24 protein-coding genes and 1 pseudogene are annotated in these 22,552 nt (G+C 64.5%); 7 read left to right on the forward strand and 18 right to left on the reverse strand.

The window, feature by feature from the left end; all coding sequences use genetic code 11:
* From fghA to O3297_RS03380, 5 genes are all read right to left on the reverse strand, one after another.
* Positions 1 to 867, reverse strand: coding sequence for an S-formylglutathione hydrolase (gene fghA / locus O3297_RS03360; RefSeq protein ID WP_305047753.1), 867 nt, complete (start codon positions 865 to 867; stop codon positions 1 to 3).
* A 72-nt stretch (positions 868 to 939) separates the two neighbouring features.
* Positions 940 to 1,458 carry a hypothetical protein gene (locus tag O3297_RS03365; protein ID WP_305047754.1) on the reverse strand — a complete coding sequence of 173 codons (519 nt, stop codon included), beginning with the start codon at positions 1,456 to 1,458 and terminating at the stop codon, positions 940 to 942.
* A 35-nt stretch (positions 1,459 to 1,493) separates the two neighbouring features.
* On the reverse strand, positions 1,494 to 2,357 hold the full coding sequence (locus O3297_RS03370) for an NAD-dependent protein deacetylase (RefSeq protein ID WP_305047755.1): 864 nt from the start codon (positions 2,355 to 2,357) through the stop codon (positions 1,494 to 1,496).
* 48 nt (positions 2,358 to 2,405) lie between these two features.
* The gene (gene lepB / locus O3297_RS03375; protein ID WP_099387340.1) at positions 2,406 to 3,077 is read right to left on the reverse strand and encodes a signal peptidase I; all 672 of its coding nucleotides are present in this window, start codon (positions 3,075 to 3,077) and stop codon (positions 2,406 to 2,408) included.
* Between the two features lie 223 nt (positions 3,078 to 3,300).
* Positions 3,301 to 3,852 carry a GNAT family N-acetyltransferase gene (locus O3297_RS03380; RefSeq protein ID WP_305047756.1) on the reverse strand — a complete coding sequence of 184 codons (552 nt, stop codon included), beginning with the start codon at positions 3,850 to 3,852 and terminating at the stop codon, positions 3,301 to 3,303.
* A gap of 79 nt (positions 3,853 to 3,931) precedes the next feature.
* Between O3297_RS03380 and O3297_RS03385 the strand changes: the two genes are divergently transcribed.
* Positions 3,932 to 4,324, forward strand: a complete 393-nt coding sequence (locus tag O3297_RS03385; RefSeq protein ID WP_305047757.1) for a VOC family protein — start codon at positions 3,932 to 3,934, stop codon at positions 4,322 to 4,324.
* Position 4,325: 1 nt separating this feature from the next.
* On the opposite strand, the gene O3297_RS03390 is transcribed toward O3297_RS03385, so the two are convergent.
* On the reverse strand, positions 4,326 to 4,910 hold the full coding sequence (locus O3297_RS03390; protein WP_305047758.1) for a DinB family protein: 585 nt from the start codon (positions 4,908 to 4,910) through the stop codon (positions 4,326 to 4,328).
* A 239-nt stretch (positions 4,911 to 5,149) separates the two neighbouring features.
* Between O3297_RS03390 and O3297_RS03395 the strand changes: the two genes are divergently transcribed.
* The gene (locus O3297_RS03395; protein ID WP_305047759.1) at positions 5,150 to 6,067 is read left to right on the forward strand and encodes an HDOD domain-containing protein; all 918 of its coding nucleotides are present in this window, start codon (positions 5,150 to 5,152) and stop codon (positions 6,065 to 6,067) included.
* Between the two features lie 40 nt (positions 6,068 to 6,107).
* Here O3297_RS03395 and O3297_RS03400 read toward each other — a convergent pair whose 3' ends face one another.
* The 8 genes from O3297_RS03400 to O3297_RS03435 form a co-directional block, all read right to left on the reverse strand.
* Positions 6,108 to 6,809, reverse strand: coding sequence for an ABC transporter ATP-binding protein (locus O3297_RS03400; protein WP_034782870.1), 702 nt, complete (start codon positions 6,807 to 6,809; stop codon positions 6,108 to 6,110).
* A gap of 4 nt (positions 6,810 to 6,813) precedes the next feature.
* The gene (locus O3297_RS03405; RefSeq protein ID WP_305047760.1) at positions 6,814 to 7,527 is read right to left on the reverse strand and encodes an ABC transporter ATP-binding protein; all 714 of its coding nucleotides are present in this window, start codon (positions 7,525 to 7,527) and stop codon (positions 6,814 to 6,816) included.
* Positions 7,520 to 8,482 (reverse strand): branched-chain amino acid ABC transporter permease, encoded by a 963-nt coding sequence (locus O3297_RS03410; protein ID WP_305047761.1) that lies wholly within the window; start codon positions 8,480 to 8,482, stop codon positions 7,520 to 7,522. The genes O3297_RS03405 and O3297_RS03410 overlap by 8 nt, the downstream gene beginning before the upstream one ends.
* Complete coding sequence (locus O3297_RS03415; RefSeq protein WP_034782865.1) at positions 8,479 to 9,351, reverse strand: branched-chain amino acid ABC transporter permease; 873 nt, start codon at positions 9,349 to 9,351, stop codon at positions 8,479 to 8,481. Before O3297_RS03415 ends, O3297_RS03410 begins: the two co-directional genes overlap by 4 nt.
* A 104-nt stretch (positions 9,352 to 9,455) precedes the next feature.
* Positions 9,456 to 10,622: an ABC transporter substrate-binding protein gene (locus O3297_RS03420; RefSeq protein ID WP_034782864.1), complete on the reverse strand. Its 1,167-nt coding sequence runs from the start codon at positions 10,620 to 10,622 to the stop codon at positions 9,456 to 9,458.
* Positions 10,623 to 10,682: 60 nt separating this feature from the next.
* Positions 10,683 to 12,221 carry a class I adenylate-forming enzyme family protein gene (locus O3297_RS03425; RefSeq protein WP_305047762.1) on the reverse strand — a complete coding sequence of 513 codons (1,539 nt, stop codon included), beginning with the start codon at positions 12,219 to 12,221 and terminating at the stop codon, positions 10,683 to 10,685.
* Positions 12,222 to 12,232: 11 nt separating this feature from the next.
* Positions 12,233 to 13,387: an acyl-CoA dehydrogenase family protein gene (locus O3297_RS03430; protein ID WP_034782861.1), complete on the reverse strand. Its 1,155-nt coding sequence runs from the start codon at positions 13,385 to 13,387 to the stop codon at positions 12,233 to 12,235.
* Positions 13,388 to 13,426: 39 nt separating this feature from the next.
* Positions 13,427 to 14,251, reverse strand: coding sequence for an IclR family transcriptional regulator (locus O3297_RS03435; RefSeq protein WP_070259059.1), 825 nt, complete (start codon positions 14,249 to 14,251; stop codon positions 13,427 to 13,429).
* A 277-nt stretch (positions 14,252 to 14,528) separates the two neighbouring features.
* On the opposite strand from O3297_RS03435, the gene O3297_RS03440 reads away from it, so the two are divergent.
* Together O3297_RS03440 and O3297_RS03445 are read left to right on the forward strand one after the other, a co-directional pair.
* Positions 14,529 to 16,517: a TonB-dependent siderophore receptor gene (locus O3297_RS03440; RefSeq protein WP_305047763.1), complete on the forward strand. Its 1,989-nt coding sequence runs from the start codon at positions 14,529 to 14,531 to the stop codon at positions 16,515 to 16,517.
* A gap of 30 nt (positions 16,518 to 16,547) precedes the next feature.
* The gene (locus O3297_RS03445; protein ID WP_305047764.1) at positions 16,548 to 17,084 is read left to right on the forward strand and encodes a molybdopterin-dependent oxidoreductase; all 537 of its coding nucleotides are present in this window, start codon (positions 16,548 to 16,550) and stop codon (positions 17,082 to 17,084) included.
* 51 nt (positions 17,085 to 17,135) lie between these two features.
* Here the strand turns inward: O3297_RS03445 and O3297_RS03450 are convergent, their stop codons facing one another.
* From O3297_RS03450 to O3297_RS03460, 3 genes are read right to left on the reverse strand one after another with little or no spacing between them, the layout of a single operon-like run.
* Positions 17,136 to 18,065: an alpha/beta hydrolase gene (locus O3297_RS03450; protein WP_305047765.1), complete on the reverse strand. Its 930-nt coding sequence runs from the start codon at positions 18,063 to 18,065 to the stop codon at positions 17,136 to 17,138.
* Complete coding sequence (locus O3297_RS03455) at positions 18,062 to 18,928, reverse strand: alpha/beta fold hydrolase (RefSeq protein ID WP_305047766.1); 867 nt, start codon at positions 18,926 to 18,928, stop codon at positions 18,062 to 18,064. The genes O3297_RS03450 and O3297_RS03455 overlap by 4 nt, the downstream gene beginning before the upstream one ends.
* A gap of 12 nt (positions 18,929 to 18,940) precedes the next feature.
* On the reverse strand, positions 18,941 to 20,002 hold the full coding sequence (locus O3297_RS03460; protein ID WP_305047767.1) for a sugar phosphate isomerase/epimerase: 1,062 nt from the start codon (positions 20,000 to 20,002) through the stop codon (positions 18,941 to 18,943).
* 140 nt (positions 20,003 to 20,142) lie between these two features.
* Between O3297_RS03460 and O3297_RS03465 the strand changes: the two genes are divergently transcribed.
* Positions 20,143 to 20,748: a TetR/AcrR family transcriptional regulator gene (locus tag O3297_RS03465; protein ID WP_092610589.1), complete on the forward strand. Its 606-nt coding sequence runs from the start codon at positions 20,143 to 20,145 to the stop codon at positions 20,746 to 20,748.
* A 32-nt stretch (positions 20,749 to 20,780) separates the two neighbouring features.
* On the opposite strand, the gene O3297_RS03470 is transcribed toward O3297_RS03465, so the two are convergent.
* Positions 20,781 to 21,152: a flagellar basal body protein gene (locus O3297_RS03470; RefSeq protein WP_034782850.1), complete on the reverse strand. Its 372-nt coding sequence runs from the start codon at positions 21,150 to 21,152 to the stop codon at positions 20,781 to 20,783.
* 390 nt (positions 21,153 to 21,542) lie between these two features.
* Between O3297_RS03470 and O3297_RS03475 the strand changes: the two are divergent.
* Both O3297_RS03475 and O3297_RS03480 read left to right on the forward strand, forming a co-directional pair.
* Positions 21,543 to 21,761, forward strand: a pseudogene (locus O3297_RS03475) (dienelactone hydrolase); the annotation flags it as partial.
* 97 nt (positions 21,762 to 21,858) lie between these two features.
* Positions 21,859 to 22,500: a hypothetical protein gene (locus tag O3297_RS03480; protein WP_305049719.1), complete on the forward strand. Its 642-nt coding sequence runs from the start codon at positions 21,859 to 21,861 to the stop codon at positions 22,498 to 22,500.
* The last annotated feature ends 52 nt before the right edge of the window (positions 22,501 to 22,552 follow it).

Genomic DNA, 22,552 nt, shown 5'->3' on the forward strand with positions numbered 1-22,552 from the left:
TCAGGCGGCGCGCAAGTTCTTCGCATGGAAGCGCACATGCTCTTCCATGAAGCTGGCGATGAAGTAATAGCCGTGGTCATAGCCGGCATGGCGGCGCAGCTGCAGAGGCTGGCCGGCGTCGCGGCACGCCGCTTCGAAGACGTCGGGGTACAGTTGCTCGGGCAGGAATTTGTCGGCCAGGCCCTGGTCGATCAAGATGCCTTCGGGAAATGATGCTGGCTGGCCCTGCCGGCCGCGCATCAGCGCGCTGGCGTCGTACTGCAGCCAGCTGGCTGCATCGCTGCCCAGGTAGCCCGTAAACGCCTTCTTGCCCCACGGACATTGACTCGGTGCGGCGATGGGGGCAAAGGCCGAGACGGAGCGGAACAGTTCCGGGTTGCGCAAGGCCAGCACCAGTGCGCCATGGCCGCCCATCGAGTGGCCGAAGATGCCCGTGCGTTGCGCATCGATGGCCAGTTCCTGTTCCAGCAGGGCGCGCAATTCCAGGATGTAGCTGTACATGCGGTAATGGCTGCTCCACGGCGCCTCGGTGGCGTCCACGTAAAAGCCCGCGCCCACGCCGAAATCCCAGGATTCGCTCTCGCCCGCGATGTTCGCGCCACGGGGGCTGGTATCGGGAGCGATCAGGATCAGTCCTTCTTCTGCCGCCACGCGCTGCGCGCCGGCCTTGATCATGAAGGTTTCTTCCGTGCAGGTCAGGCCGGCAAGGTAAAACAGGGCGGGGCGCTTGGTGCTGACCGTGGCGCCTGGCGCCGTGTCGGGAATGAAGGCCGAGAAACGCATGGGCAAGCCGATGGCTTGCGCGTCGTGGCGATAAAAGCGTTGTACGCCGCCAAAACAGGCGTGTTCACTCAACAGTTCCAGCATGAATTCTCCTCGTTAATCTCACAGTATAGCCAGAGTGGCAGGCGGCTGGAATAGCAGAGCGGCAAGCACGCGTCACCACTTGCAGCCGCTGTCGCCCGTCGCGCCTTTCAGCAGGAAGGGCAGCTTGGCCAGGCCGGCGAATTCCACATTGCCCAGCCGCGGCTTGTAATCGTTGTCGCACTTGGGCCGCGCGGCGCTGGCGATGGCTTGCGCCGTCCTGTCGCTGGACGTCAGTGCTGGCCCGGTGATGGATGGGCCAGTCTGGCGTGCCGCTTCCCTGGCCTGGCGTTTCAAGGCGTCAAGGTCGAGCGCAGCGGGAGGCGGCAATGCGGCTGCCACGTCGCCAGCGGCAGCAGGTGCGGGCATTGCTGCGGACACCGGCGCGGGCGTGATGGCTACCGTATGCCGGGGCCGTGCCTGGCTTTTTGAGATTGCTGGCGGCAGGGGGTGCGCGGGCGGCGTCACGGGGGCCAGCAACAGCAGTTGGGTGTTGCGCTGTGGCAGCAACGGTGGTGCCGGCAGGTGGTTTGAACGCAGCACTTGCCATAGCAGCACATGCAGCAGCACGGCGATGCCGGCACTGGCCAGCATGCGTGCCGATTCCCGTGGCAGCGGCGGGGACGGCATCAATCGAGCATGGCCGCGACCAGCGGCAGGATGTCCTGTGCCGGCGCTTCGGTCTTGAATGCCAGCAAATGGTCGGCGCGCGTCTTGCCCAGGTTGATGGCGGCCACGGGCTTGCCCGTTTCGGCCGCCATGCGGCACAGGCGAAAGCTCGAATACACCATGACGGATGAACCCACCACCAGCAGGGCGCCAGCTGCCATCATCTTGCGCTCGGCTTCGGCCGCGCAGGCGGCGGGCACGCCATCGCCGAAAAACACCACGTCAGGCTGCAGGGTGCCGCCGCAGCGGGGGCAGGCGGGCACGTGGAAGGTGGCCAGCTGCATTGGTTCCAGCAAGGCATCGCCATCGGGCGCCGGCGTGGCCGTGGCGCCCAGCAGCTGCGGATTGTCGCGTTCGAGCTGATCCTGGATCAGGCGGCGCGTATGGCGGGTATGGCAATCGAGGCACACGACGCCATGTATGCTGCCGTGCAACTCCGTGACGGCCGCGCTGCCCGCTTGCTGATGCAGGCCATCCACGTTTTGCGTGACCAGGCCGCCTATTCTCCGGCGCTGCGCCAGTTGCGCGATGGCCAGGTGACCGGGATTCGGCACGGCCCGCGCCAGGGTTGGCCAGCCCACCATGCTGCGCGCCCAGTAGCGGCGGCGCACGGCTTCCTGGCGGCGAAAATCGGGACCTTGCACGGGGGCGTTGCCGCGCCGCACGCCTTCCGTGTCGCGGTAATCGGGTATGCCGGACGCCGTGCTGATGCCGGCGCCCGTCAGCAGCAGTACGTCGGGATGGCGTAGCAGGAACTGCGCCAGCTGATCGAGGGCGTGGTGGCTGCTGGCTGGCTGCCGGCTGGCGAAGGAAAATTTTTGCATGATGCGCCATGCTAACCGAAAAGCAGGATGCCGTTGCAAGGGCGATATTTACTCCAGTTTCATGCCGAAACGCTGCAGCCGCGGCTGCCAATGTTCCTCGATATTGGCCGAGACGAGGATGCGCTCGGCCTTGCCGATCAGCAATGCACGGGGCACGAAGCCGAAATAGCGCGAGTCGGCGCTGTTGTCGCGGTTATCGCCCAGCATGAGGAAATGGTCGGCCGGCACCGTCACGGGGGCAAAGCTGCGCCGCGCGCCAGCGATTTGCGGCAAGACCTGGATGCGGTGCTGCTCGGTCTGGTTGCGTTCGCTGATGCGCTGGGCCGTCAACTGGCCCACGTGGGCGATGGTTTCCGGCGCCGTGTCGAGCGCCGTGTACTGGGCAGGCTGGCCATTGATGATCAGCTGCTCATTGCGCATTTCCACCGTGTCGCCGGGCAGGGCGATGATGCGCTTGATCAGGCGCGTGCCGTCTTTCGGCGAAGAAAAGGTGACGATGTCGCCCCGCTGCGGCTCGCCCAGGCGCTGCAGCACGATATCGGTGAGCGGCACTTTCAGGTTGAAGGCCAGGCGATTGACGAAGACCACGTCGCCTTCGAGCAGGTTGGGGCGCATGGACGCCGACGGTATCGGATTCCAGTCCGCCACGGCCGTGCGGAACACGCCGAACAGCAGGAGGAACATCAAAAATCCTTTGTTGGCGCGCATCCATGTGCTCATGTCGGCTCTTTCGCTGGGCTGTGCCCGTGATGGTGAAGGGAGGCGCCATTGCTGCTGGCGACCTATTCACGATGCACGGCGAGGCTGAAGCCAGTCTTAAATGGCGCCAATGCGGCCACCAATGCGCAGGTGAATGGCGGGGATGGCGTACCGCTGTTGCGTGCACGCATCACTACGCCGGCTTCAGCGATGCAGGCGCTTGTCGTGCATGCCATCCCACAGCTCACCGAGCGCCACCAGCGATGGTTTGCGTGTTGCGCCGTTCAAAGTACAGCAGGTCCGACCAGGCATCCTGGAAGCGCATGGCTTTTTCCGAGCGGCCATATTGGTGAAAACCGTTGCGCTGCATGACGGCGACGGAGCCCAGGTTTTGCGGCCGCGCCGTCGCTTCCAGGCGCCACAGTTCCAGTGTGCCGAACGCTTCTTCCAGCAGCAGGGCGACCACGCGCGTGGCGTAGCCGCGCCCGCCGAACCGTTCGCCGATGCGGTAGCCGAGCGTTGCCTTGTTGAAATAGGGGCGCGTGACGGCCGTCAGATTGACCCGGCCGATGATTTGCCCGTCCAGTTTTGCCAGGTACTGGTAAGCGAGGTCTTGCTGGCGCTCGCGCTGCGCCTGCTCGATGGCGGCGGCGATGGCTTCCGGGTGGTAGTAGGATGGCGCGCGCGCCGTGACCCAGTTTTCAAAATAAGTGCGGTTTTCCAGTTCGAAGGCCAGCAAAGCGGGAAGGTCGCTGCTGGCCGGCGGGTGTAGCTGAAGGCGGTCGAGGTCTGGCATGGGAGCGTGTCGGAAAGCGATGCGCCATTATAATCAGCTGGCGCATTTCGCCGCACATCTGAATTCATGAAGGAGCAGCATGCTGTCCCATATCTGCCTGGGAACCAACGACTTTCCCCGCGCCTACGCCTTCTACACGGCGCTGCTGGGAGAACTCGGTTTGATCGAGAAATTTCATGACCCCGTCAAGCCATGGGCAGGCTGGATGGCGCACGATGCGCCGCGTCCCTTGTTCGTGCTGACGGCGCCGCATGACGGCTTGCCGGCCGCGCCCGGCAATGGACAGATGACGGCCCTGCTGGCGGCCAGCCGCGCCCAGGTGGACCGCTGCCACCAGGCCGTGCTGGCTCTGGGCGCCGTGTGCGAAGGGCCGCCCGGCTTGCGCCCCCATTACCACGCCTATTACTATGGCGCCTACTTCCGCGACCTCGACGGCAACAAGCTGTGCGTCTGCTGCCACGCCGAGGAATAGTTCAGCGCTGGGCCCAGATATCTTCCTCTGTCCAGCCCAGCTCCGCAAAATCCTGCGCCCGCTCGTCCGCTTCGCCGGCGCAATAGAATTCGTCGAGCTGCGGCGGTGCGATGCGCGTGCCGGCCAGCATGGCGTGCACTTGCCCCCGGTGGTGGATCTGGTGCTGGAACAGATGCGCCAGCATGCGCTGGCGCGTGTCGACTTGCGGCGTGTCGCGCAGGATCGTCACGGGCCGCGCCAGGTCCGCGTCGCACAGCCTGCGGCAATGGGCGATCAGGCGCGCATCGGCTGCATGCTGTGCCGCCTGCAGCGTGGCGCAGTCGGTAAATGGCTCATCCTTTTCAAAGAAGACATAGCAGTCGGGATGGGGCGCTTCGCCGCGCAGCTCGCGTTCGAGCGCATCGAGGTAAAACCAGTCGCAGGTGAGGATGTGGTTCAGGGTGGACTGGATGGTGGGGAAAAAGCTGACGCGCGTGGCCTGGAATTCGGCCTGGCTCAGTTCGCCGCAGGCTTTCAGCAGGCGGTGGTTGGCCCAGGCGTTGTTGTACGCCTGGCTGGTGACGTACTGGGCCAGCAGATTGTTCATGATGTACCTTGCAAAGAGGGGGACCTGCGCGAGCGCCACTGTAGCACTTTGCGGCAGGTGGACCAAGCCGGCCACGCCCGCCGCACCGGCATGGCTGTCATCAAGTAAAATCGCGCAGCGGATGTCGCGATAGTGATGCATATAAGGCTGGAATAGCAATGGGTTGGATAGGAAAATTACTGAACGGCGGCGACGAAAAAAACAAGCTCGCGCCAGCCACGGCAGGGGCGGCACCCGAGATGGCACGGCAGCTAGCCACCATCACCGAAATCGATGCCATCTACTACCGCTGGCTGGCGGCCGCGGGTGCGACGCAGGCGACAAAGCAGGCCGAACAGCAGATGCTGGATGAATTGACGCGCCTGGCCAGTGAACCGGTCGCCGGCGCCGCGCTGGTGCCGCGCATTCCGGCCATCATTCCGCAGTTGATGCGTACCTTGCAAAATGAAAACATGAGCGCGGCCGAGCTGTCGCGCCAACTGGCCCAGGACGTGCTGCTGGTCGCCGAGGTCTACCGCGAAGCGAACCGGCCCCGCTACCATTCGCGCTACAACGCCAGCCCGTCGATCAACAACATGGAAGGCGCCATCATGCTGCTGGGGCAAAACGGCATGCGCATGCTGCTCGCCCGCGTCGCCTTCCGTCCCATCGTCAGCATGCAGAGCGGCGGCCTGACCATACGCACGGCGCCGCTGATCTGGCGCCAGTCCGAGAAATGCGCGCTGGCGGCCAACCTGGTCGCGCCGGCCATGCAGGCCAACGCCTTCGACGCCTATCTGGCGGGACTGATGGCCAATGTCGGCCTGGTGGTGGCGTTCCGGCTGATCGACCAGATGCATGCGCCTGATGCCTTTCCGCAATCGGACGCCTTCATTGCCCAGGTGTTTGCGCAAGCGCGCATCCTGTCGGTACGGATCGCCGAGTTATGGGAGTTTCCCGAGTCCGTGACCCGCGCGATCGGGCATGCCGGCGTCGATGCCCAAGCCGATGCCGATCCGCAGGCGCGAGCGCTGGCGCTGGGAGATCGCTTGAGCAAGCTGCGCATGCTGGTCGATACTGGCCGCTTTCCTGCCGACGATCCCTTCGTGATGACGGGATTGAGCAAGGCCGAGCTACAGGTGTTCGACAAGCTGGCCGACGAGGACGACGAGGAGTGACGGCCGCAGGCCGTCACGATGGGCATGCGGCGGATATTACTCAGCGCGCAAAATAGAGTTCGTGCAGGTGATCGAGGTCGACCTCGGAAGCCGCCTGTGACAGCGCTACTTTGCCGCTTTGCATCAGGTAGACGTGATCGGCCACGCCCACTGCGCGCGCCGTGTTCTGCTCGACGAGGATGATGGTGCGCCGGCCGTCGTTCAGGCGCGCGAGGATCTCGAACAGCTCGTTGACCACCAGCGGCGCCAGGCCCAGCGACGGTTCGTCGATGATCAATAGCGACGGATCGGACATCAAGCCCCGCGCCATCGCCAGCATCTGCGCCTCGCCGCCGGATAATGAACCGGCCAGCTGTTTGCGCCGCTCGTGCAGGCGCGGGAACATGGCGTAGGCTTCGGCCAGGCGCGCCGGCATGTGGCTGCGGTGCTCTTTCGGAAACGCCCCCATGATCAGGTTTTCTTCCACGCTCATGTCGCGAAATGTCATGCGGCCCTCGGGGATCATGGTGACCCTCGCGTCGCTCATCTTCCACGTGGGCGTGCCGTTGATGGCCACGCCATCGAGCGCGATGCTGCCCGCGCCCACGGGCAGCAGACCCATGATGGCGCGCAGCAGGGTGGTCTTGCCGGCCCCATTCGGGCCGATGATGGTGGTCAGCTTGCCCTTCTGGATCGACAGCGACACATCCCACAGCACATTGATGGCGCCATAGCCGGCGCGCAGTTTACTTATGTCAAGCATCGTTTCAGGCATGAACGGCTCCCGTGTAGCTTTCGATGACTGCCGGATCGCGGAACACGGCATCGGGCGTGCCGTCGGCGATCAGCTGGCCAAAATTGAGCACGGCCACGCGCTGGCACAGATTGCTGATGGTTTCGATGTCGTGCTCTATCATGACGATGCCCACGCCAAAGGCCGCGTGCAAGTCCTTCAGCATGCCCATGAAGCGGCGCTTGCCGTTCGTTTCCAGGCCGGCCAGCACTTCGTCGAGCAGCAGCAGCTTTGGATTGGTGGCCAGCGCCTTGGCCACTTCCAGCGCCTTGAGTTCCGTCAGCGCCAGTTCGCTGGCCGCGTCGCGCCCGGCCTTGTCCGCCAGGCTGGTGAAGTCGAGGATTTCATCGATCTTGCGCGGGTCCACCTTGCCGGTGCCGAAGCGCTGCGCCACGACGAGATTTTCGCGCACCGTCAATTCATGCATCGGTTGCGGAATCTGGAAGGTGCGGCCCAGTCCCAGGCGGGCGCGCTGGTACATGGGCGTGGCCATGATGTCGCGCCCCTCGAAGCGGATGCTGCCGCTGGTGGGGCGCACCAGGCCGGAGATCGCGTTGAACAGGGTGGTCTTGCCGGCACCATTCGCGCCCACCAGGCCGATCACGTCGTGGCTGCCCACGTTCAGGGTGACGGAATCGACGGCCGTCAGGCCGCCGAAGCGCACGCAGACATTATCGAGTTCAAGCATGTGCTTTCTCCTTCGCTTTGAACGCCTTGCGTAGCAGCGGCAGCAGGCCGTTAGGACTGAAGACGATCATCGCCACCAGCAGCACGCCCAGCACCAGCTGGTGGCCCGTGGGAATCAGCGATTTGAAAATCAGCTGGTCGACCAGGTAGACCACCACGGCGCCCAGCACGGGGCCGAGGATGGTGCGGTAGCCGCCGAAGATGGCCGCCACGATCGGCAACGTCACCCACAGGCTGTTGAAGGCGTAGTCCGGCTCCAGGAAGTTGATGTAGTGGGCGTTGAAGGCGCCGAACAGGCCTGCCATGAAGGCCGACACGAGCAGCATGGCGCCTTTCAGCAAGGTGCTGTTGACGCCGACGACGCGCGTGGCGTCTTCGCTGTCGTGCATGGCGCGCAGGGCGATGCCGTAGTGGCTGGCGCGGATGCGGCTGTAGGCAAACGCGCATGCCACCACCAGGGTCAGCACCACCAGGTAGGCGCCCGTCTTGCTGGCCAAATCGAAGCCGAAGACGGTGGGCAAGGTCGGGATGTTGTTGATGCCGCCGGCGCCGCCCGTCACGGAACTCCATTCTGTGGCCAGGATGCGGAAGATGTGGGCGTAGGCGAGGATGGCCAGCGCAAAATACGGCCCGCGCAGGCGCAGCACGGGCAGCATGATGACGGCGGCGATGGCCGCCCCCGCGCCGCCCAGCAGCATGGCGGCAAACACGGGCAGGCCTAGTTTCACGGTAGCGAGGGCGGAGACATACGCGCCCACGCCGAAGAAGGCGGCATGGCCGAAGCTGACCATGCCGCCCAAATTGCCCAGCAGGGCCCAGGACATGGCCACGCCGCCGATGATCAGGGCCGCCACCACCATGCTCATCACATACTGGTTGCCGCCCAGGGCCAGCGGCACGGCGACATAGGCGGCCAGCAGCAGGCCCGCCGTGGACATCAGTGAAGTACGGCTCATCCGCGCCTCCGTTGTGCGCCGAACAGGCCGTTCGGCATGATGAACAGCACCAGCAGGAACAGCACCATGCCGGACAATTCCTGCAACGCGGAGCTGGCCAGGGTGACGGTCAGCGCTTCGGCCACGCCCAGCAGCACGGCGGCGATCAGCACGCCGGGTATCGAGCCGATGCCGGCGAGGACCGTGATGATGAAGGCTTTCACCGTCAGCGCGCCGCCGTAGGCGGGCTGGATCACGCCATAGCTGAACAGGGCGACACCGGCAAAGGCGGCCAGGATGCCGGCGACTAAAAAGGAAACCAGTTCCGTGCGGCCCGGGTCGATGCCCATCAGCTTGGCCGCGTCGCGGTTGCTGGAGACGGCGCGCACGGCGCGGCCATACCAGCTGGTGGACAGCCAGCGCCACAGGGCCGCCATCAGCACCAGGCTGACGCCAAAGAAGATCACTTCGCTGCGCATGCTGAAAAACGGACCGATCTCGATGCCTTCCTGCAGCCAGCTCGACGAGGTCGAGCGGATGTCCGCCTTCCATACGAGCAGGATGAAATTGGTGAGGATGACGCCGATGCCATAGGTGAGGATCAGAGAATTGATTTCGCGGTCTTTCTTGATGCGGCTGACGATCAGGTACACGCCCACGGACGTCAGGCTGACGATCACCAGCGCGATGGGAATGGCGAACATGGGCCCCAGGCCCAGGCCGGATTCCACGCTGTAGGCGATGTAGGCGGCCAGCAGCACCAGCTCGCCGTGCGCCAGGTTGATCACTTTCATGGTGCCGAAGACCAGCGCCAGTCCCAGTGCGATCAGGGCGTAGGAGCCGCCCTGTAGCAAGCCAGAATACAAGGCTTGCAAGATTAATTCTGTCATGTCGTCATCCCGTCAGGCAGCCCTGGCGCATCGCGAAGATGCGCCAGGAACGCCGTTCATCGGTGCACGCCCGGCAGGCGTGCGCGTGTGCAGCGGGAGGCTGCCTACCAGGGCAGGGCTGGATAGGCCAGCTTGCCCGTCGCGTGTTCCTTCGGCCAGACGATCACCACTTTCTTGTCCTGGTGCTGCGCCATGCGGTGCACGAAATTCTGGTTGTCGCCATTGGCGGCGAACTGCACCCGGCCGATCAGGGTTTCACGGTCCGTCTTGCGCATTTCCTCGGCCACGCCGCCTTTCTTGAGCGTGCCCTTGTCGGCCGCGCGCGCGATGGCTTCGAACAGCAGCATCGATTGCACATAGCCGAACTGGCCCAGGTAGTCGGGCTCCTTCTTGTACAACTGCTTGTAGGCGTCGCTGAAGGCCTTGCCGTCGGCCGTCTTGAATTCCGTGGGGAAGGGCAGCAGGGCCGTGCCGAACACGTTCGGCATCAGGTCGGGGAAGTCGGCCGCCATTTTCGGCGTGGCCAGCGACCACACGCCCACCATGGCCTTGATCTTCGGCTTCAGGACGCGGGCGGCGCGGATGATGCCCACGTAATCGTTTTCGTAGCCGACCATGGCCACCACTTCCGATTTATCCTGCAGCTTGATCTTGTTGATGATGGGCTTGAAGTCGGTAATGGCCGGGTCGAACGAGTGCGTCGTCACTTTCACGCCTTTGGCGGCCAGGGCCTTTTCCACGTCTTTCGCCAGGCCCGTGGTGGCGTCCTTGGTCGAATACACGATGGAGACGGATTTGGCGCCCACATCCTGCAGCAGTCCCAGCATGGCTTTTTCGTAGCCGGCCGTGTTATTGATGCGGAAAAAATTCTTGCGCCCGCTGGACACCAGGCTGTCGTCCACGCCGCCCGAGGTGATGTAGACGAGACCCAGTTTATTCGCCGTGTCCGAGGCGGGCGAGATATTGTTCGAGCCATAGCCGCCCGTGATGGCCACCACGCCCTGGCTGGCCAGCTTTTCCACGGCGGCGATGGCCTTGGCGGGCGCCGATTCGTCGTCGACGGTGATGATCTTGATGGTGTGCTTGCCGTTGGTCTTGTTGAAGACTTCGGCCGCGACCATGATCCCTTCCTGCATGCCGGCGCCGACCCGCGCCAGGTTGCCCGTCAGCGGGATTTCCGCGCCGACCAGAAATTCGTCGGCGCTGGCCTGTGCCATCCAGGCGCTGGCAACCAGCGCTGCCATGGCGATGCGTGTATAGGTGCGTTTCATCGTGTCTCCTCCGGTGATGTGGCTTGGTTTTATTGTCTTGTCTGGTACAGCATGGTCAACTTATCGTGCATTCTGCGCCATTTGCCGCAGCTGCCCCTTTAAAATCTTGCCCGTGGCGGCCGCTGGCAGCGCTTCCATGACAATGATGGCGGATGGGCACTTGTACGGCGACAGGGTCTGTGCCAGCCATGCCTGCAATTCTGCCACGCTGGCGGGCTGGCGCGGGTCCAGCTCCACGTAGGCGATGACGTCCTCGTTGCCATCGGCGAGGGTGCGCCCCACTACGGCCGACTGCACCACGGAAGGGTGGGCGTTCAGCGCCGTTTCCACTTCCAGTGGATACACATTGAAGCCGGAGCGGATGATCAATTCCTTGGTGCGTCCGACAATGAACAGCGCGCCGTCCGCTTCCTGGCGCGCCATGTCGCCCGTATTGAGCCAGCCGCCGTCGCGCATGGTGGCCGCCGTCATGGCCGGTTCGCGGTAATAGCCGGCCATGACGTTCGGTCCGCGTATCCACAATTCTCCCGGCTCGCCCGGCGTCACGTCCGTACCGGCCAGGTCCACCACGCGCACTTCCACGCCCGGGATCGGCATGCCGACGGAATCGTCGCGGCGCGGCGCTTCCAGGCGGGTCTGGCTGATGGTGGGCGCGCTTTCCGTCATGCCGTAGCCATTGTGCAGCGCGGTACCCAGCAGCTTTTCCACGTCGCGCTTGAGCGATGGCGCCAGCGGCGAGCCGCCCGCATACGCAAAGCGCAGCCGCGTGGGCAGCGGCGTATCGGCGCCGCCCAGGGTTTGCAGCAGCTTGGCGTACATGGCGGGCACGCCCTGCACGATGGTCAAGCCGTCGTCTTTCAAGGCCGAGAGGAGGCCATCGACGGAAAAGCGCGGCACCAGATACAGCGCGGCGCCCGCATACAGGGTGCCCAGTGCCACCGAGGCCAGGCCGTACACGTGCGAAATCGGCAGCACGCCATACGCGCGGTCGCTGCGCGTCAGGCCCCGCAATGTGCTGGAGACGGCGGCGATGAACAGCAGGTTGCGGTGCGTGAGCATCACGCCTTTCGACTGGCCTGTCGTGCCCGTCGTGTAGATCAGCGCGGCCACCTGTTCGTTGCCGGGGACCGTGTCTTCCGCGATGGCGGCGTCGTTCAATTCGCCGGCCAGCAGCTCGCCCATGCCATCGACGGTGACAGGGCGGGCGCCGCGCCGCGCCGCATGCGCGGCCGCTTCCGGCGAGGCGCCTGCCAGGAACAGCACGCGCCGCGCGGAACTGTGCGCGGCGATGGTATCGATCTCGCGCGCCGACAGGCGGGCATTGACGTTGACGATCCACGCATCGATGCGGGCGGCCGCGAAGATCAGCGCCACCTGCAGCGCGCCATTCTCTCCCACCACCATCAGGCGGTCGCCGGCGCGCACGTCGAGGTTGCGCAGCAGCTGCGCTGCACTTTCCACACTGTGCTGCAGCTGCGCGTAGGTCCAGCTGCGGCCACCTTCATGCAGTGCCGGCGCGTCCGGCGCGCGCGCCGCCCAGTAGGCAGGGATGGCCGACAGGCGCGCCGGCAAGCCGGCCAGCAGGGTGGGGATGTCCATCGCGGCCTCCTTCACTTTTGCGCTGCCTTGATCATGTTGCGGGCGATGACGATCTGCTGGATCTGCGTCGTGCCCTCGTAAATGCGGAACAGGCGCACGTCGCGGTAGAAACGCTCGGCCGCGTATTCGCTGATGTAGCCGGCGCCGCCGTGGATCTGCACGGAGCGGTCAGCGACCCTGCCGCACATTTCGGAGGCGAACAGCTTGCAGCACGACGCTTCCGTCGAAATGTCTTCCTTGTTGTCGCGCCGGCGCGCGGCGTCGAGCACCATGCTGCGCGCCGCGTAAATCTCCGCCTTGCTGTCGGCCAGCATGGCCTGGATCAGCTGGAATTCCGCGATGGGCTGGCCGAACTGCTGGCGCTCCATCGCATACGCGAGGGCGTCGGCCAGCATGCGCTCGGCCGCGCCCACGCAGACGGCGGCGATGTGCAGCCGGCCCTTGTCGAGCACTTTCATGGCCGTCTTGAAGCCCACGCCTTCCTTGCCGCCGATGATGTTCGCGGCCGGCACACGGCAATTTTCAAAGATGACGTCGCAGGTATGTGCGCCTTGCTGGCCCATTTTCTTATCAATCTTGCCCAGCGAGAGGCCCGGCGTGTCCTTTTCCACGATGAAGGCGGAAATCGCCGAGGCGCCCCGCTTGACGGGATCCGTGCGGGCCATCACGGTAAAAATGCTCGCTTCGGGCGCGTTGGTGATATAGCGCTTGCTGCCGTTGAGGATATAGAAGTCGCCGTCGCGCACGGCCGTCGTGCGCAGGGACGCCGCATCCGACCCCGATCCCGCTTCCGTCAGGGCGAACGAGCCGATGATCTCGCCCGCGGCCAGCTTGGGCAGATAGTATTGTTTTTGCGCTTCCGTGCCGTCGATAACAATGCCTTGCGAACCGATGCCGTTGTTCGTGCCGATCAGCGAGCGGAAGGCGGGCGAGGTGCGGGCGATTTCGAAAGCGACCCTGACTTCCTCTTCCATGCTCAGTTCCAGGCCGCCGTAGGCTTCCGGGATGGACAGGCCGAACAGGCCCAGTTCGCGCATCTGCGCCACGATGGCGGGCGGGATCGTATCCGTTTCGGCCACCAGCGCCTCGTTCGGCACCAGTACTTCGCGCACGAAACGGGCGATGCTGTCGAGCAGGATGTTCAGGGTTTCTTCGTCGCGTATCATCGGGGTCCTCGGTACTGTAATTAAGAGGGGGCGCGCAGTCTAACCGCGGCCCAGGTTTTTTTCCACTGTCTTGACCAGGGCGACCAGGCGCGGTCCCAGGTCCGATTCGAGCTTTTCACGCGAGAGCAAAAAGGCGGGGCCGCCGCAATTGAAGGCCATCACCTGTTCGCCATCGGCACCCAGCATGGGCACACCCACGGCGTGCACATCGTTCTGCCATTCGCCGGCCGAGATGCAAAAGCCCCGGTCCTGGTAATCCTTGAAGCCTTGTTCGATACCGGCCTTGATGCGCGGCCAGCGTTCCGTCTCGTGCACGCGCGCATGGTCCATCAGGTAGTCGCGTTCGGCCTGCGGCAGGATGCACAGCAGGGCCTTGCCCATGGCCGTCGTCATCAGGGGGATGCGCGAACCGACGTCGAGGCGCAGGGTGACGTTGGCGCTGCTGCGGCACGTTTCCACGTACACCATGCTGAGACGGTCGCGCGTGCCCAGGGAAACGGAGGCTTGCGCATGTTCGGCCAGTTCTTCCATCAGCGGGCGCGCCATCTTGCGCACATCGAGGTTCGACAGCATGCGGTAACCGAGGGCCAGCACGCCGGCGCCCAGCTGGTACTTGCCCAGGCTGTCCGAATAATTCAGGTAGCCGAGTTTGGTGAGGGTATAGGTGAGGCGCGAAATCGTCGGTTTCGGAATGCCCGTGCGCCTGGCCATGTCCGCATTCGACAGGAATACTTCGCCGGGGCGAAAGCAGCGCAGTACTTCCAGCCCGCGCGCCAGCGCGTTGACGAACTGGCGGTCCTTGCCTTCCTCGTCGTCGCTGAAGACGATGATTTCCGGATCTGCTGTGGTCTGAATATTTGTCATATTTGCATTCATTTTCAGGCTCCCTGGAAATCAGTTTGCCTAGCCAAAATCGACGTGTCAACCATTTTGTGAAACATTCGTTCGCACAGCGAAATGCTGCGCTGCATGAATTTTTCTCGGAAAATTGACCTGCGCAGGCGTTTTGGCGCTTGTCGCTTGAGCATCGTTATATACGTCTGTATATTGCGCTGTTGGGTGACGGCCGCCGCAAGAGTGGCCGCTTTTTTGAGTATCGCTATATGAGACTCTATATAACGACAGTGGAAAGATCGAAACGATGTTGAAACAGGTATTGGCAGGCGCCGTGATGCTGGCGCTGGCGCACATGGCACAGACGGCGCGGGCGCAGCAAACCGCCGGCAAGGACGAGGCGGCGCCGTTCGTGCTGGGCACGGTGACGGTGATCGGCCAGCGCGAGCAGGCAGGGCAGATGGAACAGCAGGTGGGGTCGCAAGTGAGCCGCGCCGAGATGCGCCGCTTTAACCGCGACAACGTGGGTGATGCTCTGAATTTGCTGTCCGGCGTGTCGCTGTCGACCAATGCGCGCAATGAGAAAACCGTCGCGATCCGCGGCTTCGACTCTCGCCAGGTGCCGCTGTACATCGACGGCATTCCCGTCTACGTGCCGTATGACGGCTATGTCGATTTCAACCGCTTCACCACCAGCGACCTGGCCGCCATCCAGGTGGCCAAGGGCTACAGCTCCGTGGCCTACGGCGCCAATACCCTGGGCGGCGCCATCAACCTGGTGTCGCGCAAGCCGTCCGCGCGGATGGAAGGCGACACCTCCATCGGTTTCGGCTCGGGCAGCGAGCGCCAGGTGTCGGCCAATGTGGGCACGAACCAGGGCCTGTGGTATCTGCAGGCGGGCGTGTCGTACATCGACAGCGACGGCTTTCCCCTGTCGTCGGATTTCCGTCCCACGGCCACGGAAGACGGCGGCACGCGCAACAACGCCTACCGCAAGGACCATAAACTGTCGTTCAAGGTGGGCTACACGCCCGTGGGCGGCGACGAGTATGCACTCAGCTACTACAAGCAGCATGGCGAAAAAGGCCAGCCGCCATCGACGAATCCCGTCGGCGCACGCTATTGGCAATGGCCTTACTGGAACAAGGAAAGCGTGTACTTCGTCTCGCAGACGCGCCTGGGCGACGCCGAGCGCCTGAAACTGCGCCTGTACCACGACAGCTACGACAATGAAATCACCTCGTACACGAACGGCAGCTACGCGACCCTGAAAACCAGCGGCCAGGGCAGCGTCAGCGGCGGGCGCAGCATCTACAACGACCGCACGAACGGCGGCGCGGTGGAGCTCGAATCGTTCCGCCTGGCCGCACACAGCCTGCGCTTTGTCGCCAGCTACAAGGCCGACGAGCACCAGGAACTCGACGCCAAGGGCGTGCGCACCACCTGGTACAAGGATGCCCTGTGGACCCTGGGTGCGGAAGACAGCATTGCCCTCAATGCGGCGACGGAACTGTCGCTGGGCGTGTCGCGCAATACACTGCGCCCGGATACCGTCTACAGCGCCGGCAATGCGTATACCTTGCCGGAGAATCAATCGGCCACGGACATGCAGGCGGGCCTGTTCCATAAAATGGGGCCCGAGGCGAAGGTGTACGCCACGGTGGCGCGCAAGTCGCGCCTGCCGACCTTGAAGGACCGCTATTCGCAGCGCCTGGGCACGTATATTGAAAACCCGAACCTGCGCGCCGAGGAGGCGCTCAATTATGAAGTGGGCTACCAGGCAAGCGTGCGCGGGCTGGCGCTCGATGCCGCCCTGTTCTACAGCGACGTGAAGGACAAGATACAGAGCGTGGCGAATGTGGCGGGCGTGCGCGCGCAGATGCGCAACGCGGGCAGGGCGCATATCAGCGGCGCGGAGCTGGGCTTGCGCGGCAGCGCCGGCGCGTGGCTGGACTTCGGCGGCAACTATACCTACACGGAAATGAAGAACGTCAGCGACCGCGCCATCCGCCTGACGGACGTGCCGCGCCACAAGCTGACGGCGCACGCCGTGCTGCACGCGGCGCGCCAGCTCGATGTGGTGGCCATCGCGGAAGCGAACAGCGGGCGCTGGGTCTCGAACACACTGGAACTGGGCGGCTTTGCCACCGTCAACCTGAAGGCCGTGTACCGGCCCTTGCCGGCCTTGACCCTGGAAGCGGGCGTGAGCAACCTGGCTGACCGCAACTACGCGCTGGCCGACGGTTTCCCCAGCGCGGGGCGCACCTGGCTGGCCAATGCGCAATACCAGTTCTGATTTTTTGATTGTTCCATGAAAGGACACAGCATGTTGAAGAAAATATTCCTTGGTTTTGCTTCCGCCGCCCTGCTGGCGACGGCGCCCGCATGGGCCGGCCCGGCGCCGGCGCGCGAGCATATGAGCCATGCGCTGACCGTGACGGGCAAGGTGGCAACGCCGTTGACCCTGACAGTGGCCGACCTGCGTCAGCTGCCGCCGGCGAATGGCGGCGAGCTTGCCGTCACGCGCCAAAACGGCGACAAGGCCGAGACCATTACCAGTTACAAGGGCGTGCGCCTGCGCGATATCCTCGACAAGGCGGCGCTCGATGCGCCGGGCCATAACGATGTCAAGAAACTTGCCATCATCGCCACGGCCACCGATGGCTATGCGGTGGTGTTTTCCTGGAGCGAGCTGTATAACGCACCGGCCGGCGAGGGCGTGATCGTCTACTACGAGAAGAACGGCAAGGCGCTTGACGAAAGCGATGGCGAGATCGCCCTGATCTCGGCCAGAGATATCCGCACGGGTCCGCGCCACGTGAAGTGGTTGAACCACATCGAGGTGCGCAAACTGGTGGAATGACACGCAGCTGATGGAAAAAACGCGCCGTGGAGCCATCCCCGGCGCGTTTTTTTATGCCGCCAGCGCTTGCCGCATGGCTTGGCCCGCCACGTCGAACAATCCACGCGCCGCTGGCGTCAAGCCCAGCATGTGCATCGACGCATGGATCATGCCATCGAGCTGCACGCATTGCGCCGCCACGCCGTCGTCGCGCAAATACCGCGCATAGGCTTCGCCTTCGTCATGCAGCGGATCGTACTCGCACACCAGCACGGTTGCCGGCGGCAAGTCCTTCAGCGAGGCGGCCCGCAGGGGCGCCGCGTAGGGCTGCGCGCCGTCAGCCGGCTCGTTCAGGTAGGCCGACCAGCAAAAGCGCATGGCTTCCCGCGTCAGCGAATGGCCTTCCGCATAGCGCTGGTAGGACGGCGTGTCGAAGGCGAAATCGAGCGCCGGGTATAACAGCAGCTGGTGCGCCAGCGCGGGGCCGGCCTGGTCGCGCGCCATCAGGGCCGCTGCCGCCGCCAGGTTGCCGCCGGCGCTGTCGCCGCCCACGGCCAGCCGTTTCACGTCGATGCCCAGCGCTTCGGCATGGTCCGCGACCCAGCAGAGCGCCGAGTAAAAGTCCTCCAGCGGCACGGGGAACTTGTGCTCGGGCGCCAGCCGGTAGTCGACGGAAAAGACCACGCAGCCGGTGGCGTTGGCCAGCGCGCGGCACGGATTGTCGTACAGGTCCAGCGAGCACAGACACCATCCCCCGCCATGCGCAAAGACGATGGCGGGTAAGGGCTGGCCCGTGTCCGCGCCGGCAGGCACATAGGCGCGCACGGTCAGCGCATGCTCGCCGGGCAGCACGTAATCCTTGATCGACGCGACGTCTTCCAATGGTCCGTGCAGCTGGCGCAGCCCCGTTTCCGTGGCGGCGCGCAAGTCCGCCAGCGAGGCGGGTGGCGGCGCATCCCTTGTCTCTTCCAGCCAGGCGGCGATCAGCGGATCGAGGCTCATGCGGGTGCTCCGGCCAGGAAGGGCAGCAGGTGGGCGATGAACGCTTCCGGCTGTTCTTCCATGATGAAGTGGCCGCATTCGGCGACGATGGCGCCCTGCAAAATATCGGCCTTGCCCTGCATGGTCAGCAGAGGCGCGTCATTCGTCGCATGGTCGGCGCCGATGGCCAGCACGGGCATGGCCAGGCTTGTCTTTGCCCGCTCCAGGTTTTGCCGGATGGTTTCCGGAATGGCGCGGTAGTAGGCGAAGCCGGCGCGCAGGGCGCCCGGCGTGGCATAGGCGTCCGCATACACGTCGACGGCCACCTTGTCGCGGCGGTACGACCAGCGGTCCAGGATGAAGCTGATGTATTCGCGTTCCTTGCCGGCCGTGAGCATCTCCGGCAAATCGAGCACCTGGTTGAACATGAAGTGCCACAGGAAGATGTTGTCGGACGGCGCGACAAAAATCGGCGGCGCCGGCGCCAGGCCTGGAATGACGGCTTCCGTCAGCGCCAGTTTCGTCACGGCCTGCGGGAAATCGCTGGCCAGCGCATAGCCGACCCACATGCCGATATCGTGGCCGACGACATCGTACTGCGCATGGCCCAGGGCCAGCATGGCGCGGTGCAGGGTGGCGGCAACGGCGCCCGTGTCATAGCCGCCGGCCGGGCGTTCCGAGTGGCCGCTGCCGGGCGGATCGATGGCGATCGCCTGGTAGCCGTTGGCCGCCAGGGCCGCCATCACATGGCGCCAGGCATACCAGGTCTGCGGCCAGCCGGGGATCAGCAGCACGGGTTTGCCGGTACCAGCGATGACGCAATGCAGGCGCTGGCCGTCGATGCGGACGTAGTCGTGGGTGTAGCTGTCTTGATTCTGATGCATGGTATTTCCTTGTTAGTTGTGCTCGATGCCGAGCAGGGTATTGATCTGCTGCGCGCTGACGGGGGCGCCGGCGAAGTCGTCGAAGATCTTGTCGGTCACGGGAATGATGTGGGCATTGATGAAGGCCACGCCTTCACGCGCACCCACTTCCTGGTCCTTCAGGCAGCATTCCCATTCCAGCGTGGCCCAGCCCGCGTAATCGTTCTGCGCCATCTTCGAGAAGATCGCCTTGAAGTCGACCTGGCCGTCGCCCAGCGAGCGGAAACGTCCGGCGCGGTTTTCCCACGACTGGTAGCCGCCGTAGATGCCTTGCCGTCCCGTCGGATTGAATTCCGCATCCTTCACATGGAACATGCGGATATGGTCCTTGTAGATGTCGATGAATTCCAGGTAGTTCAGCTGCTGCAGCACGAAGTGGCTCGGGTCGAACAGCATCTTGCAGCGCGGATGGCGGCCCACGCGCTCGTAGAACATTTCGAAGCTGATGCCGTCATGCAGGTCTTCGCTCGGGTGGATTTCGTAGCACAGGTTGATGCCCTGTTCTTCGCACACGTCGAGGATGGGCAGCCAGCGGCGCGCCAGTTCGTCGAAGGCCGCCTCGATCAGGCCGGGCGGGCGCTGCGGGAACGGGAACAGGTAGGGCCAGGCGAACGAGCCGGAGAACGTGCCCATTTCCGTCAGGCCCAGGCGCTTCGATGCCATGGCTGCCAGTTTCACCTGCTCGATGGCCCACTCGGTGCGCGCCGCCGGCTGGCCATGCAGGTGTGCCGGCGCAAAGCTGTCGCACAGCGCGTCGTAGGCCGGGTGCACGGCGACCAGCTGGCCGAGGATGTGCGTCGTCAGTTCGCTGATGACGAGGCCATGGCTGGCCAGCATGGCGACCAGGTCGTCGCAGTATTGCTGGCTGTGCGCCGCTTGCGCCACGTCGAACAGGCGCGCATCCCAGGCGGGGATCTGCAGGGCCTTGAAGCCCATGCCGGCCGCCCACTCGGCGATGGCGGGCAGGGTGTTGAAGGGCGCCGTGTCGGCGGCGAATTGTGCCAGGTGCAGGCTTGGTCCTTGGATGGTTTTCATATCGGCTCCTATTGTTTGTCGATCGACAAAGAATAGGCGAAATTTTCCCTTCGGTCAAGCCCGTGATGCAAAATAAATCGGGAACGCGCCGTGGGCGCCAGGCGTTATACTGGCCGCCACTTCGCAAGCAGAGGATCAAGATGGCAGGAAGACCGAGGGAATTTGACCGCGCGCTGGCGCTGGCAAAAGCGCGCGACGCGTTCTGGACGCGCGGCTACGAGGGTGTATCGATGGCTGACCTGGTGGCGGCGCTGGGCATCGCCTCGGCGCGCATCTATGCGGCGTTCGGCTCGAAGGAGCAGTTGTTCCGCGAAGCCGTGGAATTGTATGAAACGGGCGAGGGCGCCTTTGCCGTGCATGCGCTGGCGGCCAGCCTGAATGTGCGCGACGCCGTGGCGCGCATGCTGGAAGAAGCGGTGCTGCTGTACACGCGCAGCGGCCAGCCGCAAGGCTGCATGGTGGTCACGGCCGCCACGAATACGAGCGCGGAAAACGCGGGCATCGCCGACTGGCTGGCGCAGCACCGCCGCGCACGCACGCAAGCCGTCATCGAACGCCTGCGCGCGGCGCAGCTGGCGGGAGAATTAAAAGGGGAGGCGGACGTGCAGGCCTTGGGCGACTACTATGCGGCCTTGCTGCATGGCCTGTCGGTGCAGGCGCGCGACGGCATTCCGGCCGAACGGCTGCTGGCGCTGATTGCGCCGGCGATGGCGCCTTTGGTGCTGGAAATGCAAAAACCAGACTAGCGTGTCGATAGTTGCCGTGGATGTTTGCTGCCTCAGGTCTTGACGTCGATCAGGCTGCCCAAAGCCTGGTCGGCTGCCTTGACGACATTCGCCGATAAATTAAAACCGGCCTTGTAGACGAGGTTATCCGTCAGCTCGGAAGCGAGGCCCACGCCGTTCGGCCGGCTTTCCGCCGCCTTGGCGGCATTCGCGTTGGCGCCGCTGACGCTTTCGCTGGCGGCCAGCTTGCGTCCTTCGACAGACAGGGTAACGCCCGTGCCGGCCGGGCTGGCTTCCTGGAACTCGGCTTGTTGCGGCTGGAAGCCCGGCGTATTCGCATTGGCGATATTGTTGGCGGCCACATCCAGCGCGCGCTGGTTGGCGGTCAGCCCCGAGGTACCGGTGGTGAGGGCGGATATGGACATGGCAACTCCTTCAGAATGCGCCCAGTTTACTCCCGCCAGCGGGAAAAGTGGTTGGTGCAAGGCAACAATTTTTCTTGCAGGCGGTTGCCGCAAAAAATATGTACATCACGTAATTTTTTTATATTGTTCTGTGGCATTTCGCTGCCTAGACTGGCAGGGAAGTCATCCACGGAGTCCGCCATTTTTCACCTGTTACGTCCTCTTTTCCTGGGTTTTCTGCTCAGCCTGCCTTGCCTGCCCCTGAAAGCCCAGCTTGAGCATTCGTCACTGCCGCTCGATGCGCGCCTGAACGAGCAGGTCATCATGGTGCCGGCCGGTGACGGCTTGCGCGAGATGCTGGAAACGACGGTGTTCCGTCCAGCCGGCCCCGGCCCGTTTCCCCTGCTGCTGATGAATCATGGCAAGCAGGCCGGCCCGGCCCGGCTGCAGGCGCGCGAGCGCTTCATCTATATGGCGACCGAATTCGTGCGCCGCGGCTATGCGGTGATGCTGCCCATGCGCGCCGGCTTTGCGCGTTCCACGGGCGCCTACCGCGATTTCGGCTGCGACATGCTGGGCAACGCCCAGGGCCAGGCGCGCGACGTGCTGGCCGCGCTCGCGTATGCGCGCCGCCAGAGCTGGGTCGACCCGGAACGCATCGTCGTCGCGGGGCAGTCGTATGGCGGCACTGGCGCTGGCCACCCGGGTGCTGCCCGGCGTGCGCGGCGTGCTCAATTTTTCCGGCGGCTTGCGCGTCGACATGCCCGGCTGCGACTGGCAAGGGGCGCTGGCCAAGTCCTTCGCCACCATGGGCGCCTACAACCACATTCCCAGCCTGTGGCTGTATGGCGCGAATGACTCGTATTTTTCGCCGGCCCTGGCGCGGCGGCTGTTCAATTCCTTTATCGGATCGGGCGGCCGGGCGCAATTGCTCGCCTATGGTCCGTTCAAGCGCGACGCGCACCTGACCCTGGGCAGCCGCGACGGCGTGGCCGTGTGGCTGCCCGCCACCGAGCGCTTCCTGCGGAAGATCGGCATGCCGGTGCGGCAGGTCTATCGCGTGGCCGAGGCGCCGTCGCCGCCCGCCACGCATTTCGCGCCGCAGGACGATATCGCCGCCGTGCCGTATCTGGAAGAGCAGGGGCGCGCCGCCTACCGCGTCTTCCTGGAGAAAACCGCGCCGCGCGCCTTTGCCCTGTCGGCCAGCGGCGCCTGGGGCTGGGCCGAGGAGGGTGAAAGCCCCGATGTGCGTGCGCTGGCCTCGTGCCAGCGCCGGAGCAGCCTGCCGTGCCAGCTGTATTCCGTCGATGAAAGCGTCGTTTGGCCGGTCGCCGGCGCCAGCGCGAGCGCCGCCGGCGGCGCGCAATAGGCGGGCTGCGCACGATAGTTGTCGCCGAAACGGGGGATGGGCGAATATACTA

Source organism: Janthinobacterium sp. SUN128, from assembly GCF_030587275.1.
Taxonomy (GTDB): domain Bacteria; phylum Pseudomonadota; class Gammaproteobacteria; order Burkholderiales; family Burkholderiaceae_D; genus Janthinobacterium; species Janthinobacterium lividum.

What these genes read in the sequence shown, in the direction of transcription:
- fghA (WP_305047753.1), bottom strand. Translation starts at nt 867, where the DNA reads ATGCTGGAACTGTTGAGTGAACACGCCTGTTTTGGCGGCGTACAACGC.
- O3297_RS03365 (WP_305047754.1), bottom strand. Translation starts at nt 1,458, where the DNA reads ATGCTGGCCAGTGCCGGCATCGCCGTGCTGCTGCATGTGCTGCTATGG.
- O3297_RS03370 (WP_305047755.1), bottom strand. Translation starts at nt 2,357, where the DNA reads ATGCAAAAATTTTCCTTCGCCAGCCGGCAGCCAGCCAGCAGCCACCAC.
- lepB (WP_099387340.1), bottom strand. Translation starts at nt 3,077, where the DNA reads ATGAGCACATGGATGCGCGCCAACAAAGGATTTTTGATGTTCCTCCTG.
- O3297_RS03380 (WP_305047756.1), bottom strand. Translation starts at nt 3,852, where the DNA reads ATGCCAGACCTCGACCGCCTTCAGCTACACCCGCCGGCCAGCAGCGAC.
- O3297_RS03385 (WP_305047757.1), top strand. Translation starts at nt 3,932, where the DNA reads ATGCTGTCCCATATCTGCCTGGGAACCAACGACTTTCCCCGCGCCTAC.
- O3297_RS03390 (WP_305047758.1), bottom strand. Translation starts at nt 4,910, where the DNA reads ATGAACAATCTGCTGGCCCAGTACGTCACCAGCCAGGCGTACAACAAC.
- O3297_RS03395 (WP_305047759.1), top strand. Translation starts at nt 5,150, where the DNA reads ATGGCACGGCAGCTAGCCACCATCACCGAAATCGATGCCATCTACTAC.
- O3297_RS03400 (WP_034782870.1), bottom strand. Translation starts at nt 6,809, where the DNA reads ATGCTTGACATAAGTAAACTGCGCGCCGGCTATGGCGCCATCAATGTG.
- O3297_RS03405 (WP_305047760.1), bottom strand. Translation starts at nt 7,527, where the DNA reads ATGCTTGAACTCGATAATGTCTGCGTGCGCTTCGGCGGCCTGACGGCC.
- O3297_RS03410 (WP_305047761.1), bottom strand. Translation starts at nt 8,482, where the DNA reads ATGAGCCGTACTTCACTGATGTCCACGGCGGGCCTGCTGCTGGCCGCC.
- O3297_RS03415 (WP_034782865.1), bottom strand. Translation starts at nt 9,351, where the DNA reads ATGACAGAATTAATCTTGCAAGCCTTGTATTCTGGCTTGCTACAGGGC.
- O3297_RS03420 (WP_034782864.1), bottom strand. Translation starts at nt 10,622, where the DNA reads ATGAAACGCACCTATACACGCATCGCCATGGCAGCGCTGGTTGCCAGC.
- O3297_RS03425 (WP_305047762.1), bottom strand. Translation starts at nt 12,221, where the DNA reads ATGGACATCCCCACCCTGCTGGCCGGCTTGCCGGCGCGCCTGTCGGCC.
- O3297_RS03430 (WP_034782861.1), bottom strand. Translation starts at nt 13,387, where the DNA reads ATGATACGCGACGAAGAAACCCTGAACATCCTGCTCGACAGCATCGCC.
- O3297_RS03435 (WP_070259059.1), bottom strand. Translation starts at nt 14,251, where the DNA reads ATGACAAATATTCAGACCACAGCAGATCCGGAAATCATCGTCTTCAGC.
- O3297_RS03440 (WP_305047763.1), top strand. Translation starts at nt 14,529, where the DNA reads ATGTTGAAACAGGTATTGGCAGGCGCCGTGATGCTGGCGCTGGCGCAC.
- O3297_RS03445 (WP_305047764.1), top strand. Translation starts at nt 16,548, where the DNA reads ATGTTGAAGAAAATATTCCTTGGTTTTGCTTCCGCCGCCCTGCTGGCG.
- O3297_RS03450 (WP_305047765.1), bottom strand. Translation starts at nt 18,065, where the DNA reads ATGAGCCTCGATCCGCTGATCGCCGCCTGGCTGGAAGAGACAAGGGAT.
- O3297_RS03455 (WP_305047766.1), bottom strand. Translation starts at nt 18,928, where the DNA reads ATGCATCAGAATCAAGACAGCTACACCCACGACTACGTCCGCATCGAC.
- O3297_RS03460 (WP_305047767.1), bottom strand. Translation starts at nt 20,002, where the DNA reads ATGAAAACCATCCAAGGACCAAGCCTGCACCTGGCACAATTCGCCGCC.
- O3297_RS03465 (WP_092610589.1), top strand. Translation starts at nt 20,143, where the DNA reads ATGGCAGGAAGACCGAGGGAATTTGACCGCGCGCTGGCGCTGGCAAAA.
- O3297_RS03470 (WP_034782850.1), bottom strand. Translation starts at nt 21,152, where the DNA reads ATGTCCATATCCGCCCTCACCACCGGTACCTCGGGGCTGACCGCCAAC.